General features: G+C 66.6%; 16 protein-coding genes. 8 read left to right on the forward strand and 8 right to left on the reverse strand.

The window, feature by feature from the left end; all coding sequences use genetic code 11:
- Nucleotides 1–295: 295 nt before the first annotated feature.
- The 3 genes from QX108_RS22310 (at nt 296) to QX108_RS22320 (ending at nt 2,733) form a co-directional block, all read left to right on the forward strand.
- Complete coding sequence (locus QX108_RS22310; protein ID WP_315787407.1) at nt 296–1,243, forward strand: sensor histidine kinase; 948 nt, start codon at nt 296–298, stop codon at nt 1,241–1,243.
- 205 nt (nt 1,244–1,448) lie between these two features.
- A complete protein-coding gene (locus tag QX108_RS22315) occupies nt 1,449–1,583 on the forward strand; it encodes a hypothetical protein (protein ID WP_315787403.1) in 135 nt (44 codons plus the stop codon).
- Between the two features lie 136 nt (nt 1,584–1,719).
- The gene (locus QX108_RS22320) at nt 1,720–2,733 is read left to right on the forward strand and encodes an NAD(P)-dependent alcohol dehydrogenase (RefSeq protein ID WP_315787401.1); all 1,014 of its coding nucleotides are present in this window, start codon (nt 1,720–1,722) and stop codon (nt 2,731–2,733) included.
- A 352-nt stretch (nt 2,734–3,085) separates the two neighbouring features.
- Here QX108_RS22320 and QX108_RS22325 read toward each other — a convergent pair whose 3' ends face one another.
- The 6 genes from QX108_RS22325 to QX108_RS22350 form a co-directional block, all read right to left on the reverse strand.
- On the reverse strand, nt 3,086–3,952 hold the full coding sequence (locus QX108_RS22325; protein WP_315787421.1) for a DMT family transporter: 867 nt from the start codon (nt 3,950–3,952) through the stop codon (nt 3,086–3,088).
- 313 nt (nt 3,953–4,265) lie between these two features.
- The gene (locus QX108_RS22330; protein ID WP_315787399.1) at nt 4,266–5,438 is read right to left on the reverse strand and encodes a M20 aminoacylase family protein; all 1,173 of its coding nucleotides are present in this window, start codon (nt 5,436–5,438) and stop codon (nt 4,266–4,268) included.
- A 195-nt stretch (nt 5,439–5,633) separates the two neighbouring features.
- Nucleotides 5,634–5,846 (reverse strand): hypothetical protein, encoded by a 213-nt coding sequence (locus QX108_RS22335; RefSeq protein WP_315719370.1) that lies wholly within the window; start codon nt 5,844–5,846, stop codon nt 5,634–5,636.
- An 82-nt stretch (nt 5,847–5,928) separates the two neighbouring features.
- Nucleotides 5,929–7,659 carry a CHAD domain-containing protein gene (locus QX108_RS22340; protein ID WP_315787397.1) on the reverse strand — a complete coding sequence of 577 codons (1,731 nt, stop codon included), beginning with the start codon at nt 7,657–7,659 and terminating at the stop codon, nt 5,929–5,931.
- 228 nt (nt 7,660–7,887) lie between these two features.
- Nucleotides 7,888–8,841, reverse strand: a complete 954-nt coding sequence (locus QX108_RS22345) for an exopolysaccharide biosynthesis protein (RefSeq protein WP_315787394.1) — start codon at nt 8,839–8,841, stop codon at nt 7,888–7,890.
- 18 nt (nt 8,842–8,859) lie between these two features.
- Entirely contained in the window at nt 8,860–9,837 is a 978-nt protein-coding gene (locus tag QX108_RS22350) for a TerC family protein (RefSeq protein ID WP_315719373.1), read from the reverse strand.
- 588 nt (nt 9,838–10,425) lie between these two features.
- Here QX108_RS22350 and QX108_RS22355 point away from each other — a divergent pair.
- Complete coding sequence (locus QX108_RS22355) at nt 10,426–11,379, forward strand: lipid kinase (protein ID WP_315719374.1); 954 nt, start codon at nt 10,426–10,428, stop codon at nt 11,377–11,379.
- 55 nt (nt 11,380–11,434) lie between these two features.
- Nucleotides 11,435–13,282 carry an ATP-dependent zinc metalloprotease FtsH gene (gene ftsH, locus QX108_RS22360; RefSeq protein WP_315787391.1) on the forward strand — a complete coding sequence of 616 codons (1,848 nt, stop codon included), beginning with the start codon at nt 11,435–11,437 and terminating at the stop codon, nt 13,280–13,282.
- A gap of 107 nt (nt 13,283–13,389) precedes the next feature.
- On the opposite strand, the gene QX108_RS22365 is transcribed toward ftsH, so the two are convergent.
- Entirely contained in the window at nt 13,390–13,932 is a 543-nt protein-coding gene (locus tag QX108_RS22365) for a cytochrome b (protein ID WP_315787419.1), read from the reverse strand.
- A gap of 298 nt (nt 13,933–14,230) precedes the next feature.
- On the opposite strand from QX108_RS22365, the gene QX108_RS22370 reads away from it, so the two are divergent.
- A complete protein-coding gene (locus QX108_RS22370; RefSeq protein WP_315787389.1) occupies nt 14,231–14,995 on the forward strand; it encodes a hypothetical protein in 765 nt (254 codons plus the stop codon).
- Between the two features lie 26 nt (nt 14,996–15,021).
- Here the strand turns inward: QX108_RS22370 and purB are convergent, their stop codons facing one another.
- Entirely contained in the window at nt 15,022–16,329 is a 1,308-nt protein-coding gene (gene purB / locus QX108_RS22375; protein ID WP_315787387.1) for an adenylosuccinate lyase, read from the reverse strand.
- A gap of 269 nt (nt 16,330–16,598) precedes the next feature.
- Here purB and QX108_RS22380 point away from each other — a divergent pair, with 269 nt between their 5' ends.
- Both QX108_RS22380 and QX108_RS22385 read left to right on the forward strand, forming a co-directional pair.
- Nucleotides 16,599–16,769: a hypothetical protein gene (locus QX108_RS22380; protein WP_315719378.1), complete on the forward strand. Its 171-nt coding sequence runs from the start codon at nt 16,599–16,601 to the stop codon at nt 16,767–16,769.
- Nucleotides 16,766–17,353: a TetR family transcriptional regulator gene (locus tag QX108_RS22385; RefSeq protein WP_315787384.1), complete on the forward strand. Its 588-nt coding sequence runs from the start codon at nt 16,766–16,768 to the stop codon at nt 17,351–17,353. Before QX108_RS22380 ends, QX108_RS22385 begins: the two co-directional genes overlap by 4 nt.
- Nucleotides 17,354–17,580 lie beyond the last annotated feature (227 nt).

Here is a 17,580-nt window from a genome sequence, read left to right on the forward strand (position 1 = left end):
GCCGCGCGCGTCGCGCGAGAGGTCAGTGGCGTGGCGTCACATTCACAGTCTCGACGTGGCCCGTCTTGCACACACAACTCACGCGGCGTGTGCAGTTGGATTGCGAGATGTTTGCCTCGAGCTACGGCGCTCCGACGGTGACGGGCGGCCCGCGCCGTCCACGCGGCGGCACGATGAGTTCCACCAGGCGCAAAAAGAGCGCAGCTAAACGCAGCCGCGCTGGAAAGGTTCCAAAAATATTGCTGCCACTCGGCAGTTCCTTCAGCTTGTTCCAGCAGGCCCCCGGCGATAGAGGTTGCTCTCGGGGTCAATCGTGCGCGCGGGTCAGAGTTTCTCGAGTTGGATCGTTCGACGCAGAACGTGGTCGCTGACCACGTTCCTGCTCACGGCTGTGGTCGTCGCGATCTGTGCCGGCTGTCGCGTAGCGCTCGATTCAGCCGGCTCAACCCTGTCCTACGCGCCGTTCTTTCCATCGGTCTTGTTTGCGACGCTGCTCGGCGGGGTGCCGGCTGCCGTCTTCGCTGCCTGGCTGTCGGCCACCGTCGTATTGATCGGCTTCACCGACCGGCCCGACCATTCGGAGGCGGTCAATCTCGTCGCGTTCCTGGGCGCCTCGGCCCTCGTCATCTGGCCGGCCAATCTGTGCCGCAACGCGCTGCTGGAGCTGAAGCGCAACGAGCATGCGCGCGACTTGCTGATGGGTGAGCTCAGGCATCGCGTCAACAATCAGCTCGCCTTGTTCCAGTCGATCGTCCGGTCGAGCCTGTCCGGTGAGGACCGCGACAAGGGCGAAGCGATCGCGTTGCGGCTCGACGCGGTCGCGCGGGCCAACACGTTGGCTTGGTCGAGCCAGCGCGTCATGACCTTGCGCATGCTGCTCGAGGCCGAGCTGCAGCCCTATCGCGCCTCCGGTGCGGTGAGCGTGGAAGGCACCGACGTGCCATTGGGGCCGGAGGCCGGGCGCAATCTCGCGCTGGTGTTTCACGAGCTTGCGACCAACGCCGTCAAATACGGCGCGCTGCGCGGCGATGGCGGACGGCTCGAAGTTCAGCTCGCGCAGGACGGCGGCCGCAACCTCGTGAGCTGGCGCGAGCTCAACCCGCGTCCGGTCGCGCCGCCGCACAGCGAAGGCTTCGGCACGCGCATGATCCGCGCGAGTCTCGCCGCGATCGGCGGCAGCATCGAGCAGGATTTTCGTGATGAGGGGCTGCTCTGCCGGATCCGGTTCGAGCCCGGCGTGTGAGACGCCCGCCGCGACGTCGCGCTGCCGGTCGCTCGCGTGATCAGCTCGCCCCGATGTTGCGGAACCCGAGCGCGAGCAGGCAATGACGAGGCGGCTAGTGCGCGCAGGTCCTCATCGACGCTGCGAGGCAGCGTCACGTCGGACATGGCTCACATGCGAAACGGTCGGAGAGCTGCCGCGTATGTGGTCAATGGATCGACGTGACATGATGCTGCTGGGCGGACTGCTGCTGATCTCGATGGTCGTCACCTGGGTCGGCACGGAGTATGTGCTGAATCACGTCGTGATCCCCCTGATCGACGATGACCGGCTGGCGCGCCCCGACCTGCCGGCGCCCTGACCAGATGCGAGCGATGCGCGCAACACGTTGCGTTGGTTGTCCGCGTGGCGGAACGCTGCTCGGCTTGATCGCTGGCGCGAAACGCTCCACCATCGGCCAACGAAGAACGCGGCGCGTGTCGGGCAGGAGACATCTGATGAAGTGCTATGAGCTGCAGGGGCCGGGCGGCATCGATGCGCTGGCGCTGGTCGACAAGCCCGTGCCGAGACCCGGGGCGGGCGAGGTGCTGGTGCGGCTGACGGCGGCGAGCATCAACTATCGCGACCTGCTCACGGTGAGAGGCGGCTACGGCTCGCGGCAGAAATTTCCGCTGGTGCCGTTGTCCGACGGCGCGGGCGTGGTCGAGGCGGTCGGTGAGGGCGTCGCGGTGCTTGCGGCCGGTGACCGGGTCATCGGCAGCTTCTTCGAGAGCTGGACCGGCGGCGAGCCGAGCGAGGCGAAGATGCGCGCGGCGCTGGGCGGCGCCGTCGACGGCACCCTGAGCGAGTATCGGATCTTTCCCGCGCAGGCGCTGGTGCGAACGCCGGCGCATCTCACCGACATCGAGGCCGCGACCCTGCCTTGTGCCGGCGTCACCGCCTGGAGCGCCGTGATCAAGCTCGGCGGCATCAAGCCCGGTCAGACCGTGCTGACGCAGGGCACCGGCGGCGTCTCGATCTTCGCGCTGCAGATCGCCAGGATGACCGGCGCGCGCGTGATCGCGACGTCGTCGAGCGAGACCAAGATCGCGCGGCTGACCTCGCTCGGGGCGGATATCACGCTGAACTACAAGACGACGCCGAACTGGGGCAAGAAGGCCCGCGAGATCACCGGGCAGGGCGTCGACCTCGTGGTCGAGGTCGGCGGCGTCGGCACGCTCAACGAGTCGATCCGCGCGACGAAGATTGGCGGCACCATCGCCTTCATCGGCGTGCTCGCCGGCGCACCGGCTTCGGAGCTGCGCCTGCCGCTGATGGTGATGCAGCAGCAGCGGCTGCAGGGCGTCACGGTCGGCTCGGTCGACGATCTCCAGGCGCTGGCGAACGCGTTCGCGCTGCATCAAGGGAAGCCGGTGGTCGATCGCGTGTTCCCGTTTGCTGAGGCGCGTGAGGCTTTCCACTACAAGGCCAGCGGCGCACATCTCGGCAAGGTGGCGATCGCGATCGGGTGAGGCGCGCCCCGGTCGACCCGGGAGACCGCCTCCGCATGTCGCCGCGCTATGCGGGCTGGAACTGTGTCCACCGTCATTCCGGGGCGCGCGTCAGCGCGAGCCCGGAATCCATAGCCACGGAAGGCCATGTGACGCGAGATCGCCGTGGCGCTTGTCTTCGCCACACAACGGCTCGTGGTTATGGATTCCGGGCTCGTCGCTGCGCGCCGCCCCGGAATGACGGCGGAGAGGGTGGGGCCGCCGTCATCCGACTAAAGCATGATCCGGAAAAGTGCGCAGCGGTTTTCCGAAAAGATCATGCGCAAACAACAACCTAAAGCGCGATGACGATTCATCCCGAACTCATCGCGCTTTAGCGGCGCGGCTGCTGCGGCTCGCGCGCCGGCAGCGTCATGGCGACCACGCCGAGGACGATGCAGGCGAGGCCCACCCAGGCCGTCGGTGCGAGGCGCTCGCCGAGGCCGGCCACGGCGATCGCAACACCGATCGGCACGCGCAGATAGGATTGCGCGGTCGCGCCGACCGAGCCGAGCGTCTGCAGGAGACGGAAGTAGATCACCATGGCGGCTGCGGTCGAGACCGTCGCGAGCGCGGCCAGCGCCAGCAGCGAGCGCGGCGAGGGCACCAGCGTCCAGGGACGGTCGACGACGAGGGCGAGGGGGATCAGGACCACGGCGCCCGACAACAGCGATCCGGCGGCCGGCAGCATCGGGTCGAGTTCCTTGAAGCTCTTTCCCATGATCGCAGCGCCGGCATAGCAGAGGGTGGCCGTGACGATCGCGAGCTGAGCCCACAGCTCGCGGCCGAGACCGTGCAGCGCCTCGACGCCGACGATGAGGCAGGTGCCGACGAGACCGGCCGCGACGCCGGCGAGCTTGCGCGAGGTGACGGGTTCGTGGCGGGTGACGAGCGCGGTCAGCAGGAAGGTGAAGATCGGCGAGGTCGCGTTCAGGATCGTGGCGAGACCCGCTTCGACGGTGCGTTCGGCCCAGGCGATCAGCGTGAACGGAACGACGCTGTTGAAGCCGGCCTGGATCATGAAGCGGCGCCAGATCGCCGGGTCGCGCGGCCATGCGAGGCGGCGGCTGCGGATGATCGTTGCGAGCAGCAGCCCCGCGATCAGGGTGCGCACCGCGATCAGGGTCAACGGCGGGATGGTCTCGACGCCGATCTTGATGAACGTGTAGGAGGCGCCCCACAGGGTGGAAAGCAGAACCAGGAGGGCGAGGTCTCGGGTGAGGTCGGAGCGGCGCTGCTAGCCGGGACGTCGCGCTCGACGTTTCGATGCGAAACGAACCGTTCCGTTGGTACGTGAAGCGCACACCATTGCGGCGGTCGCGCGGAGCCCCTGGATCGCGTCGCTTGCGCTCGCGATGACGGAGCTCTTGGAGCGTTCGGTGCTCGCCACAGCCGTCATTGCGAGCGGGGCGTGGAGCGAAGCAATCCAGAACCTGGCTCGACAACAATTCTAGGCTGTGATGTTGCGGCACTTCTCGCGACGACCTCATCGCGAGAAGCGCTGTTCTGCTCGGTCAGTTCGCCGGCATGCTCTTTTCGACCAGCTTCACCCAGTACGAGGCGCCGGCACTGAGGATGTTGTCGTTGAAGCGGTAGGCCGGGTGGTGGCACTCGTTGCCGGGGCCCATGCCGAGGAACACGAAGGCGCCGGGGCGGGCTTCGAGCATGAAGGCGAAGTCCTCGCCGCCCATCAGCGGAATGGCGCGATCGTTGACGCGTTCGTTGCCGGCGACCTCGCGGGCGACGTCGGCGGCGAAGGCGGCCTGCGCCGGATGGTTCATCGTGACGGGATATTTGCGCTCGTAGATCGCCTCCGCCGTGCCGCCATAGGCGCGGGCGGTGGCTTCAGCGACTTCGACGATGCGCTTCTCGACGAGATCGCGGATCTCGGGATCGAGCGTGCGCACGGTGCCGAGCATCTCCACCGTCTCGGGGATGACGTTGAAGGTGGTGCCGCCATGGATCGAGCAGATCGAGATCACCGCCGACTTCAAAGGATCGACGTTGCGCGCGACGATCGATTGCAGCGCGTTGACGATCTGCGAGGCAATCAGGATGCTGTCGATCGCCCGGTGCGGGCCGGCGCCGCCATGGCCGCCCTTGCCGGTGACCTTGATGTGGATCGCATCGGCGGAGGCGAGCATCGCGCCGGGCGAGATCTCGAAATGGCCCTCGGGGACGCCCGGCATGTTGTGCATGCCATAGACTTCCTGGATGCCCCAGCGCGTCATCAGGCCGTCGTCGACCATCGCCTTGCCGCCGGCGCCGCCTTCTTCGGCGGGTTGGAAGATGACGATCACGGTGCCGTCGAAATTGCGCGTCTCGGCGAGATATTTCGCCGCGCCCAGCAGCATCGCGGTGTGGCCGTCATGGCCGCAGGCATGCATCAGGCCGGGCGTCTTGGACGCGTAGGGCACGCCCGAGGTCTCCTCGATCGGCAGCGCGTCCATGTCCGCGCGCAGGCCGATGGTCTTGCCGGAGGCCGACTTGCGGCCGCGGATCATGCCGACCACGCCAGTGCGGCCGATCCCCGTCACCACCTCGTCGCAGCCGAACTCGCGGAGTTTGTCGGCGACGATGCCGGCGGTGCGATGCACTTCGTAGAGCAGCTCGGGATGCTCATGGAAGTCGTGCCGCCAGGCGGCCATTTCGTCTGACAGTGCGGCGATGCTGTTGAGGATGGGCATGAGAGAGGAACTGCTCGCTGTTGGATGGGTGACGCTGCTGCAGGCGCGGCGGGGCCGCGCCGCGACGGCGCGATCGGGCGACTATGGCCCGGTCCAAAAAGCGAGGCAAGGCAGGCGCCGCCATGGCGCCATGCAGTGATGCGCGGTCACCGCCAACGCATCGTCACGACACGTTCCGGATTTCGGAACGTCACGTCAGGCGAGCGGAGCAGGCACCGGCACGCGTGGGTATTTGTGCTCATGCGGCACGACCAGGCGGAAGGCCAGCAGCTTCGGCTCGTTCCAGACGGCCAACGGGGTGCCGCAGATGCCGCAATCCGTCCGGCCGGGAGCGCCCGTGAGGGTGGTCGACTCCGCGACCTCGTAGGCGGCGTGGCAATGGGGGCAGGTCAAGCTGGATATTTTCATGAGTTCATTCTGACAAACAGCGCGGGCAGAGGCTTTGAACCAGATCAATGCGGCACATGAACGGCCTCATCGGTCATGGCGGTCACGCTTCCTCGGGCTGCCATGGTGTCGGCGTCTTGGTGAACTCGCGCCACGCTCTGCGCAGCGGCTCCTCGATGCTGGCCATCGCATGCGCATGCCAGCCGGTGATCGCGGCGGCAGCCATGGCCGCGTCGGTGGAGGTGGTGCCGAGCGTATCGATCACGCCGGCGGTGACCGCCATGTCATTGTAGTAACCGAGCTGCTCCTGCAGGCCGGCGAGCGACCTCGCATATCTCCGCGCCGGCTTGCTCCGGCCGTAGAGCGGCAGCAGGAAGTCGATGCTGTAGCGCAGCTTCTTCAGCGCGAGCCGCAGCCGGTGGCGGCGCTCGGCCGGCAGCTTCTTGAAGCGGCGGCCGCGCTTGAGCACCTTCTGATGCCGCTCCGACAGCACATGGCCGGCGAAATCGACCGCGGGTCCGGCGAGCCGCGCGAGCTCATCCGGAGACACGTCGTTGCGCCAGCCGCGGGTGGCGATCCAGGCGCCGAGCCCGAGCACGAATACGGCGCAGCGGCGGTCTGCGAGCGCGATGCGCAGCTTGCGATAAGCGAGGTCGCGCTGCCGCTCCGCCAGCTCTTGCAGCGTGCCGAAGCCGGCGACCGTCGCGCAGGAATCCGCGATCTCGGGCAGCGTCTGGGTCAGGAAGACGTCGAGGTCGCGGGCGGCAGAGAGGCTCTGCGCCAGCCAGCGCGCATCTGCCTCGAGACCATCGAGTGTCGCGGAGGTGCCGAGCGGCCGCATGATGTGAAGCGCCGCGCGCAGCCGGCGCAGCGCCACGCGCAGCTGGTGCACGCCTTCCGGATCGCGGCCGTCCTCGGCCGCCGGCAGGGCCTGCAACAGATGATGCAGGCTGCCGCGGAGGACGGTGGCGAAGGCCTCGTCGAGCGAGAGGGCGGGATCGAGGTTCGGCCGTTGCGGCTTGTCGGCGCCGGGCGGACGGCCGGCGGCCAGGTCGAAGCCGCGCGCCGATTTGCTGCGGATCGACGGCCTGATATCGCCATGCTCGGCCAGCCGTAGCGCGGTGTCGTAGATCGCCGCTGCGTTGCCGCTCTTGAGCTCCAGTTCGATCTCGCTCACGATTTCGCTGTGATCGCCGGCCTTGATGACGCCGCTGTCGAACGCGATCTCGATCGTCGCGCCCGGCAGGTCGAGCAGGCGCGCGTGGCGATGCACATCGGCGGTGAACACCGCCTGCAGCTTCGCATCGGTCAGAGCGTCGCGCACATCCTCGGGCAGCAGCGCCGCAGCCCGCGCCAGATCCGGCTCCAGCGAAGCGACGCTCGCCTCCCATTCGCCGCGCTTGAGCGGATCGTCGCTGTGCTGCGCCTTCACGGTCTGCACGAAGCGCGATCCGCTCTGGCGGACCCGCAGCGTGAAGCCGTTCTTCCAGAGCGTGTGCCGCGGCGTGTCGTAGTAGACCGAGGTGAGATGCCTGCGTGAGCCCTTGTTGCGCGCGTGCGCGGTGACGATCGGGGCATTGTTGAAGCCGGCAAGGTGCTCGGGCGCGACGAGCAGCTTCAGCTCGATCTCATGGCCGGCGCCGGCGTCCGGATCAGGAAGCGTGGGGGTGACTGCGTCGGCGCCTCGTTCGTCGATGGTCGCGGCGGTCTGCTGGCTTGGCTGCGCCGCCGCGTCGTCATGGCCTTGGTCGCCGCTCGCGGACTCACCTGAAGCCGGCGCGCCGAGCGCCCGGTCGCTTGCGTGCAACGACGCCGTTGCGTTCGAATCGGGCATTTGTCGAGTCTGTAACCGTTTGATGACAGTCATCTCTCGTATATCCGCAGCCCACCACAAGCGACAGTGGCATTTCTCGCAGGACACTGATGCCGCTCGGCATCGCCGACCCATCGGTCGCATTTTTTGTTGCCGCTTCAATGACAAGTGCGGCAGGTGCGACCGATCGCGCGCGTGAAGATCGGTCTCGCGCGTCGTGTCACATGCGAGCGGGTTCCGGCTGGAACTTCAGATCCAGCCCGTGAGCATGAAGCGCGTGGCGAGAAAGATCGCTGCGGCTGCCGTGGCAAGGCTCGCCGCCGTCAGAAGCCCTCGATTGCGCCGCGCCATGGCACGCGAGCGCTCGTGCGGATCCTGCACTGCATCGAACGACGTGCGCCGGCTGCGCCGATGGCGAACCGCCTGGACCCAGAAGGCCAGCGCCGCGACGCCTGCGGCCAGCGCGAACACGGTCGACACGCCGGCGGCAAAGCCGAGATCGACGCCGACGCTCTCCAGCATCGCGCGCAGATGCACGGCAAGGCGCGCCAGCAGCATGGCGGCATAATCCGCTGCCGCCGCGCCGGTGTAGAGCAGCACCGCGGTCCAGACGACGGCGGCCATCGCAATCAGCATCGACACCAGCACGGCGAGGCCGTCGGCAGCCATGAAGCCGATCGAGGCGGCGATCAGCGCCAGCGCGGGCATCACATTCCCCATGGGAATAGGAAGGATGATGGTGACGGCCATCAGCAGCAGCGGCAGCGCCAGCAGCATCCGCGCGGTGCGGCCGGTCAGCCAGGCCAGCCGATCCTCGCGCAGGCCGCGCTCGGCGTAGCCGGCCCAGTCGAGCCCGGCGCGGATCACCTTGCGCAGCAGCCGCTGCGGCACCGGCCGCTGCCGTACCGTCTGGGGCAGCCATAGCCGCTCGGCGCCGAACAGGATCTGCAGCGCGACCAGCGCGACGAAGGTGCCGAACACCATGCCGAACGGGCCGGGCAGCGGGATCAGCGCCGGGATCGTCAGCAGCAGCAGGGTGAGGCCGAGACCTTCCGACTCCAGCCGGTCGAACAGCTCGCCGACCGACGGCTCCTCCGACCGCACCGTGCGCGCGATCGCGAGCAGCCGCCGGCTGATCGGGCCATTGTGACGGCGCGGACCGGATGCGACCTCATCATTGGATACGGCATCGTTCATCGCCACGCCATCACCTCTCGCTTCTCACTTCATCTGCTCGACCGCGGGACGGGTCTTCCACAGCGAGTAGGCGATACCCGCGCCGAGCAGGCCGAAGGTGATGCCCAGCGAGATGGCCGGCGGAAACTTCTCCAGCCCGAGCAGGTCGGCCAGGAAGATCTTCGAGCCGATGAAGATCAGCACCGCGGCCAGCGCCAGCTTCAGATACTGGAAGCGGTCGACCATCGCGGCAAGCGCAAAGTACAGCGCACGCAGGCCCAGGATCGCGAAGATGTTCGAGGTGTAGACCACGAACGGGTCGGTCGAGATCGCGAAGATCGCGGGCACCGAGTCGACGGCGAAGATGACGTCGGCGAACTCGATCAGGATCAACGCCAGGAACAGCGGCGTCATGAACCAGGTCAGCTTGCCCTCGGCATTCTTCTGGCGCACGAAGAAGCGTTCCTCGTGCAGCTGCTCGGTGACGTCGAAGCGACGGCGCACCCAGGCCAGAGCGGGGTTGGAGCCGATGTCGTGCGGCTTGTCCTTGAACACCAGCATCTTGATGCCGGTCGCGACCAGGAACAGTGCGAAGACATAGAGGATCCAGCTCGCCTGCGCGACGATGGCGGCGCCGAGGCCGATCATGATCGCGCGCAGCACGATGACGCCGACGATGCCCCAGAACAGCACGCGATGCTGATAGGCGCGCGGGATCGCGAAATAGCTGAAGATCATCGCGATGACGAAGACGTTGTCCATCGCCAGCGCCTTCTCGATGGTGAAGGCGGTCAGATAGGCCGTGCCGGCTTCGCTACCGAGCTGCCACCACACCCACGCGCCGAAGACGAGCGCGAGCACGATGTAGACGGCGCTCATCACCAAGCTCTCGCGCACCGAGATTTCGCGCGTCTTGCGATGGAGGATACCGAGATCGAAAATGAGAAGGGCGAGCACGATTGCGAGAAAGGCAAGCCACATCCAGACAGGCTTGCCGGCAAACGCGATGAACAGGAAGTCCACGACGGGTCCTCTTTTACGCCGGTGCGATTGATGTCGTCAGGTCCGACATCGTGAAAGCACCGGCAGCTTCACCAGAGGGGCCCGGACCAGGGGTCTCCTCGCGCACATAGGGGGCGCCGGATCAGGTTTCAAGAGCCGGTCGTCGTCGACCGACGTTCAGCAAGATGAACGATCCGGTGCGACAGAGTGTCTGCTGCCTTGCAGCCGTGCGGCCGCGAACTAATTCCAGAGGGCCGGAGATCCGGGCCCCTCTGATAGTCTGCAAGGCTCGCGTGCAGGACTATGATGTCGGACTCTCTTTCGTGACAGATGTCGCTGGCGGTATTTCGCTCTCCGGAGCGAAGCCGGCAGCCCATCTTGGGAGTTTGATGAGATGCAGCCACACGCGCCGCTTGCGGCGATCGATCTTTGCGGCCCAGGCGCCGGACCCTTTCGTCGAGACAACGTCCATAACGCCTCGCAACTGCCGGCGGATCAACGACGCGGCAACGGCGATCGTGATGGAACTCGGACGCTTGCTCGGACCTTTGTATGGAACCCGCGCCTGATGGCCAGTGCGCGCTGGTATATTGTGTACGGGAGCATGCCGTGACCACGGGGGGTGACCAAGTATTGATCGCGAAGGCGGCGCCATCGCGACCGGGAGTCGCAACGCGCCGGCTCCTGATGATCATCAACCGCGGCAGCCGCTCCGGCGGAGAGGCCGCTGGCGTCGCCGTGTCGCGGCTGAGCGCGGCCGGCTACGACCTCGTGATCTCGGCCCCGCATAGTCCGCGCGAGGTCGCGCCGTGGATCGAGGCCCATGCCGACGACGCGGAAGCCGTCGTCGTCGCCGGCGGCGACGGCAGCCTGAACGCGGCCGCGCCTGCGCTGGTCAAGACGGGCCTTCCGCTCGGCATCATTCCAGCCGGCACCGCCAACGATCTTGCCCGTACGCTGGGGCTGCCGGACGACATGGAGGCGGCCGTCGACGTGATCGCGGCTGGCTGTCGTCGCAAGATCGATCTCGGCGAGGTCAACGGGCATCCCTTCTTCAACGTTGCAAGCCTGGGGCTCAGCGCCGATCTCGCCCGTCAGTTGACGAAGGAGACGAAACGGCGGTTCGGCCGGCTCGGCTATGCGATCACGGCGCTCAGGGTGCTGGCCAACGCGCGGCCCTTCCGCGCGATGATCGTGTCGTCGGACGGGGCGGTGCGTGTGAAGACGCTGCAGATCGCGGTCGGCAACGGTCGCTACTATGGCGGCGGAATGGCGGTCGATCACCGCGCGGAGATCGACGATTCCCATCTCGATCTCTATTCGCTGGAGATCGGCCGCGTCTGGAAGCTGTTGGCGATGGCCTACGATTTCCGCAAGGGCCGGCACGGCCTGTGGCAGGAGGTACGCGCCTCGCGCGACACATCGTTCGAGATCCGCACGCGCCGTCCGCGCCCGATCAATGCCGATGGCGAGCTCGTCACCTTCACGCCGGCGCGTTTCAACGTGCTGCCGCGCGCCGTCACGGTGTTCGTCCCCGAGGGCACGGGGCAGGGCCGGACCTGACGCGGTGCGGCCAGGCGCGGCACGTCGTTTTCATCGATCACATCTCGAGAGACCCATGACCAAGCAGACCCGCTTCAATCTCTGGTACGCAATCGTCGCGATCTTCGTCGCGATGATGATCCACAATGCGTGGACGAGCTATCGCCAGGTCGCCGTCATTCCCTACAGCCAGTTCCAGGACCTGCTGTCGGCCGGCAAGGTGAAGGAGGTCGGCGTGTCCGAGAACTATCTCGAAGGCACGCTGAAGGAGCCGCTGCCCGGCGGCCAGACGCGGTTCGCGACGACGCGCGTCGATCAGGAGTTCGCCAAGGAGCTGTCCAAGGCCAACGTGACCTTCACCGGGCGGGTCGAGAGCAACATTCTCGGCGACATCCTCTCGCTGGTGATGCCGATCGCGCTGTTCTTCGGCGTCTGGTACTGGCTGTCGCGGCGGATGATGGGCGGCGCCGGCGGGCTGGGCGGCGGGTTGATGCAGATCGGCAAGAGCAAGGCCAAGGTCTACGTCGAGGCCAACACCGGCGTCCGCTTCGAGGACGTCGCAGGCGTCGACGAGGCCAAGGACGAATTGCGCGAGATCGTCGCCTTCCTGAAGGATCCGAAATCCTACGGCCGGCTCGGCGGCCGCATGCCCAAGGGCGTGCTGCTGGTCGGCCCGCCCGGCACCGGCAAGACGCTGCTGGCGAAGGCCGTGGCGGGCGAGGCGGGCGTGCCGTTCTTCTCGATCTCGGGCTCGGAGTTTGTCGAGATGTTCGTCGGCGTCGGCGCGGCGCGCGTCCGCGACCTGTTCGAGCAGGCGCGCGCCAAGGCGCCGGCCATCATCTTCATCGACGAGCTCGATGCGCTCGGACGCGCGCGCGGCATGGGCCCGTTCGCCGGCGGCCATGACGAGAAGGAGCAGACGCTCAACCAGCTCTTGGTCGAGCTCGACGGCTTCGATTCCTCGACCGGCCTCGTGCTGCTGGCCGCGACCAACCGGCCGGAGATCCTCGACCCGGCGTTGCTGCGCGCCGGCCGCTTCGACCGCCAGGTGCTGGTCGATCGTCCGGACAAGCCGGGCCGCATCCAGATCCTCAATGTGCATCTGAAGAAGGCCAAGCTCGCCGCCGACGTCGATCCGGAGAAGGTGGCGGCGCTGACGCCGGGCTTCACCGGCGCCGATCTCGCCAATCTCGTCAACGAGGCGACCTTGCTGGCGACGCGGCGCGGCGCCAATGAGGTGACGCTGGATGATTTCAACAATGCAATCGAGCGCATCGTGGCAGGTCTGGAGAAGCGCAACCGGCTGCTCAATCCGAAGGAGCGCGAGATCGTGGCCTATCACGAGATGGGCCATGCCATCGTCGCCATGAGCCTGCCCGGCACCGATCCCGTGCACAAGGTCTCGATCATTCCGCGCGGCGTCGGCGCGCTCGGCTACACCATCCAGCGCCCGACCGAGGACCGCTTCCTGATGACGCGCGAGGAGCTCGAGAACAAGATGGCGGTGCTGCTCGGCGGCCGCGCCGCGGAGCTCGTGGTCTACGGCCATCTGTCGACCGGCGCCGCCGACGACCTGCGCCGCGTCACCGACATCGCCCGCTCGATGGTGACGCGCTACGGCATGTCGGAGAGCCTCGGCTCGGTCGCCTATGAGCGCGACAATCAGTCGTTCCTGGCGCCGGGCGCCTCGCGCAGCGCTGATTATGGCGAGGCCGCGGGCGATGCGATCGATGCGGAGGTCCGCGCCATTGTCACCTCGGCTCTCGATCGCACCCGCAAGCTGCTGCAGGACAAGCGCGATGTGCTGGAGCGCGCCGCCCGCCGGCTGCTGGTCAAGGAGACGCTGGACGAGAGCGAGCTCGCCGCGATCCTGAAGCAGGACGCGCGCGCCGGTGATCTGGTGGCCGCGGCCACGCCGATGTAGTTGGTTGCATTCTGTCGGCGCATCATCGATGGCTCACGTGCCACGTCTTGGATGCGCAATACAGCGTCCTCCCCTTGCGGGAGAGGGCGCTGTACGGCAGCGCATCGCTACCGCCGCGGCCACATCCGGGCCAGGGTCTCGTCCTTCTTGATGAACTCGTGCCACAGCGTGGCTGCGATGTGCAGGCCGACCACGAGGTAAACCACATAGGCCAGGGTATCGTGCGTGATCTCGCCGGCATGGGCGATCGCCTTGTCGCCGGCGAACAGGCGCGGCCAGCTGAAGGTCCAGAAATAACGCAGCGAGTAGCCGCCGGCCGACGAGAACATGTAGCCGGTAACCGGCATGACCAGCAGCAGGGCATAAAGCGCCCAATGATTGAGTTGGGACAGCGCGCGGACGACGGGGCCGAACGCGGCCGGCGGCGCCGGTGCTGTCGTCGTTGCACGAATCATGACGCGCAGGATCGCCAACATGAACAGCGTGATGCCGAGCGATTTGTGAATCTCCAGCAGCTCGCGCCGCGGTGAGGTGCCCGCCGGCTGCAGGCCGCAATAGAGCCCGATCAGCATGGCCGCAATGAACAGCAATGCGGTCGCCCAATGGATCCGTCGCAGCAGGGGATCATAAGCGGTCTCGGTCGGCGGCACGTGCAGGTTCTCCAAGGACAGTTGAAACGCCTGTTGCATAGGGCACCTCGTCGCCGCTGTCGGCTCACAATTCGCTGACGTGAGCGGGCGGACGCGCGGGGCAATGTCGTGCTCCGATTCTTGTCGTGGTTGGTGCAAGCGAGGCCTTCGCAAGGACAAGCAGGACGTCGTCATGCTTGGAAAGACGACATTCAACAACAAGCGTGACGACGTCACGCTGCGGCTGGTGCGCGTCACGGGCTGGCGTTGGCGCAGGGAACCGCTAGGATGCAGGCTCAGATCTCTTGCGAGGAGTGCCATGATACGACGAAGCTGGACCGGATGGGCGTCACGCCTGGCGCTTGTCGCCGTGACGCTGGGGGCCGCAGGCGCCGACGCCGCCGAGCGCACGATGTCCTGGGACAATGGCTGCCGGTTTACGGTCCGGTACGATCCTGCCAAGCACGACGAGACGCGGCTGCGCAACACCGTGCGTCTGCTGTTCGGTCCGTCTGATTTCGACTCGCCGGGCACGTTGCCGGCGTTCGATCCGAAGGCGGTCGCAGCGCTCGACGCCGACAAGATCGATCGCGCCTGCAAGGCCACGCTCGACGCCGCCGCGCGGCTGGAGTTCATCGCGCTGGCCGGTGTCGACGACTACCGCCGCGCCAAGATGGCGGAGCTGAAGGACAGTTGCGATTTCGACCTGGCGCACACCCGCGGCTTCAAGACGCCGGCAGCACTGCGCGACTATCAGCCGGCCGCCGCCTGCGCGCGCTTCGTCGACGCGATCGAGGGCAAGACCGACCTGCAGCAGATATTTCGCCAGACCGTCGACAAGGGCTGCGCCAACAACGCCAGTCCCAAGGCCTGCGTCGCGCGCTACGCGGCCGAAGCGCAGATGGCGGACGGCCAGGAGCGCATGCGGATCTATCTGGTCAATTTCGGCTGGAGCAATTGCGCGATCAACTACAACCTCCGCAACACCGGCGAGAAGAAGATGGAGGCGATGCGGAGCGCGCTCGAGGCCCAGTTCCGCAAGATGTTCAAGGTCAAGCAGGACAAGTGTGAGGAGGCGGACTGACGTGCAGTCCGCCCGCCAAGGCGTGCTCAGCCCTCGCCGAACACCCGCTTGAAAATCGTGTCGACGTGCTTGAGGTGGTAGCCGAGGTCGAACTGCTCGTCGATCTCGGCATCGGTCAGGTACTTCTTCACGTCGGCATCGGCCTTGAGCAGGGTGCGGAAGTCGCCTTCGCCGCGCCACACCGGCATCGCGTTGCGCTGCACGAGCTTGTAGGAATCCTCGCGGCTGGCGCCCTTCTGGGTCAGCGCGATCAAGAGGCGCTGCGAGTGGACGAGGCCGCCGAGCTTGTCGAGGTTCTTCTCCATGTTGGCCGGGTACACCAGCAGCTTCTCGATCAGGCCGGCGAGACGCACCAGCGCGAAATCGAGCGTCACGGTCGCATCGGGGCCGATCATGCGCTCGACCGAGGAATGCGAGATGTCGCGCTCGTGCCAGAGCACGACGTTCTCCATCGCCGGCGTCACATAGGCGCGCACCATGCGGGCGAGGCCGGTCAGGTTCTCCGACAGCACGGGATTGCGCTTGTGCGGCATGGCGGAGGAGCCCTTCTGGCCCTCCGAGAAGAATTCTTCGGCTTCCAGCACTTCCGTGCGCTGCAGGTGGCGGACCTCGGTGGCGAAGCGCTCGACCGAGGAGGCGATCACGCCGAGGGTGGCAAAGAACATCGCGTGGCGGTCGCGCGGAATGACCTGGGTCGAGACCGGCTCCGGCGTCAAGCCCATCGCCTTGGCGACGTGCTCCTCGACGCGCGGATCGATCTGGGCGAAGGTGCCGACGGCGCCGGAGATGGCGCAGGTCGCGACCTCCTTGCGCGCCGCGACCAGGCGCTCGCGGGCGCGCGTGAATTCGGCATAGGCATAAGCGAGCTTGAGGCCGAAGGTGACCGGCTCGGCATGGATGCCGTGCGAGCGGCCGATGGTCGGCGTCATCTTGTGCTCGAAGGCGCGCTTCTTCAGCGCGGCCAGAACCTTGTCGAGATCGGCGAGCAGCAGGTCGGCGGCGCGGGTGAGCTGGACGTTGAGGCAGGTGTCGAGCACGTCGGATGACGTCATGCCCTGGTGCACGAAACGCGCCTCGGGGCCGACGATCTCGGCCAGATGTGTCAGGAAGGCGATGACGTCGTGCTTGGTCTCGCGCTCGATCTCGTCGATGCGGGCGACGTCGAAGGTGGCGTCCTTGGCCTTGGCCCAGATCGTCCGGGCGGCGTCCTTCGGGATCGTGCCGAGCTCGGCCAGCGCGTCCGCCGCATGCGCCTCGATCTCGAACCAGATCTTGAACCGGGTCTGCGGTTCCCAGATCGAGGCCATTTCGGGACGGGTATAGCGGGGGATCATCGACGGCGCTCCAGGCGGGAGGGAAGGTGGGCGGGACCATCGCGTCCGCGCCAGCATTTTACGCCGTGCTCTACCAGAGCCGCCGGGGCGATACAAACGGCGGGTTTCGGTCCCCGATGTCACCGTTGGTGGTATTATATAACCAAAATAAAAAATGGTGCTGACAGATATTGAAATCTGTCAGCGCGATGGTGTATGTCAAAGCCATGATCAATTAGCACTGTCTGACCTCTGGGGTTCAGCGGCTTCAACTGCGAAGGACCGCTTCGATGAAGATTGAAAAGCGATTGTTGCACTCACAATTTCAGGACTGGCTGAATCTCCAGGTTGCCCGTCACCTGGAGGCGCAGGCCGCCAAATTCCGCGCCCCGTCTCGCGAATTGCCCGAGACGATCCAGATCAAGGCGCACACGACGGACGCCGATATGGTGCACGCATGAATGAGGCCGTGGTTCTGACATCCGAGCGCATCCTCGAAGTCACCGAGGACGTGTTGCGCCGTTACGGGCTCGCCAAAGCGACGGTCGTTGACGTCGCGAGAGCGCTCGATGTCAGCCACGGCTCCGTCTATCGTCACTTTCCAAGCAAGGCGTCGCTGCGCGAGGCGGTGGCGAAACGCTGGCTCGAGCGCGTCAGCAGGCCCTTGGCGCAGATCGCCGCCGAACCGGGGCCGGCGCCGGTCAAGCTGGAGCGCTGGCTGCGCGAGCTGTTCGATGCCAAGCACAAGCGTGTGTGCGAAGATCCCGAGATGTTCGCGACCTACCTGACGCTCGCCCGCGAGGCCTGCACGGTGGTGAAGGCGCACAAGCAGGACCTGATCACTCAGGTCGAGGGCATGATCGCCGAGGGCGTCGCCCAGGGCGCGTTCGAGGTCGATGATCCCAAGACCGCGGCCGCCGCGATCTTCGATGCGACGCGCAGCTTTCATCACCCCGCCCACGCCGACGAATGGGCCGATTGCACCTGCTCGACCCGGGTCGATGCGGTGCTGGCCTTGTTGTTGCGCGGCCTGGCAAAGCGATAGCTGCGCTCATCCGGGTTATGGAGTCCCTGCAGGGTGGGCAAAGGCGCAAGGCACGATATCAGTTCGTGCCGAGATGTCGCGCGCCGTGCCCACCATCGATCAGCATATTCCGCGGCGAGACGGTGGGCACGGCGCCACGGCGATCTCGCGCGAGGAAACGGCACGGCAGCGCCTTTGCCCACCCTACAGATCCGCCGGGCTGCCCCTCAACGTGAACGCGCTAATGG

Source organism: Bradyrhizobium sp. SZCCHNR1002 (assembly GCF_032381435.1).
GTDB lineage: Bacteria > Pseudomonadota > Alphaproteobacteria > Rhizobiales > Xanthobacteraceae > Bradyrhizobium > Bradyrhizobium aeschynomenes.

Bases quoted from the DNA above. Each gene is read 5' to 3' on its own strand.
- QX108_RS22315 (WP_315787403.1), top strand. From the start codon at position 1,449: ATGATGCTGCTGGGCGGACTGCTGCTGATCTCGATGGTCGTCACCTGG.
- QX108_RS22320 (WP_315787401.1), top strand. From the start codon at position 1,720: ATGAAGTGCTATGAGCTGCAGGGGCCGGGCGGCATCGATGCGCTGGCG.
- QX108_RS22330 (WP_315787399.1), bottom strand. From the start codon at position 5,438: ATGCCCATCCTCAACAGCATCGCCGCACTGTCAGACGAAATGGCCGCC.
- QX108_RS22335 (WP_315719370.1), bottom strand. From the start codon at position 5,846: ATGAAAATATCCAGCTTGACCTGCCCCCATTGCCACGCCGCCTACGAG.
- QX108_RS22340 (WP_315787397.1), bottom strand. From the start codon at position 7,659: ATGCCCGATTCGAACGCAACGGCGTCGTTGCACGCAAGCGACCGGGCG.
- ftsH (WP_315787391.1), top strand. From the start codon at position 11,435: ATGACCAAGCAGACCCGCTTCAATCTCTGGTACGCAATCGTCGCGATC.
- QX108_RS22370 (WP_315787389.1), top strand. From the start codon at position 14,231: ATGATACGACGAAGCTGGACCGGATGGGCGTCACGCCTGGCGCTTGTC.
- purB (WP_315787387.1), bottom strand. From the start codon at position 16,329: ATGATCCCCCGCTATACCCGTCCCGAAATGGCCTCGATCTGGGAACCG.
- QX108_RS22380 (WP_315719378.1), top strand. From the start codon at position 16,599: ATGAAGATTGAAAAGCGATTGTTGCACTCACAATTTCAGGACTGGCTG.
- QX108_RS22385 (WP_315787384.1), top strand. From the start codon at position 16,766: ATGAATGAGGCCGTGGTTCTGACATCCGAGCGCATCCTCGAAGTCACC.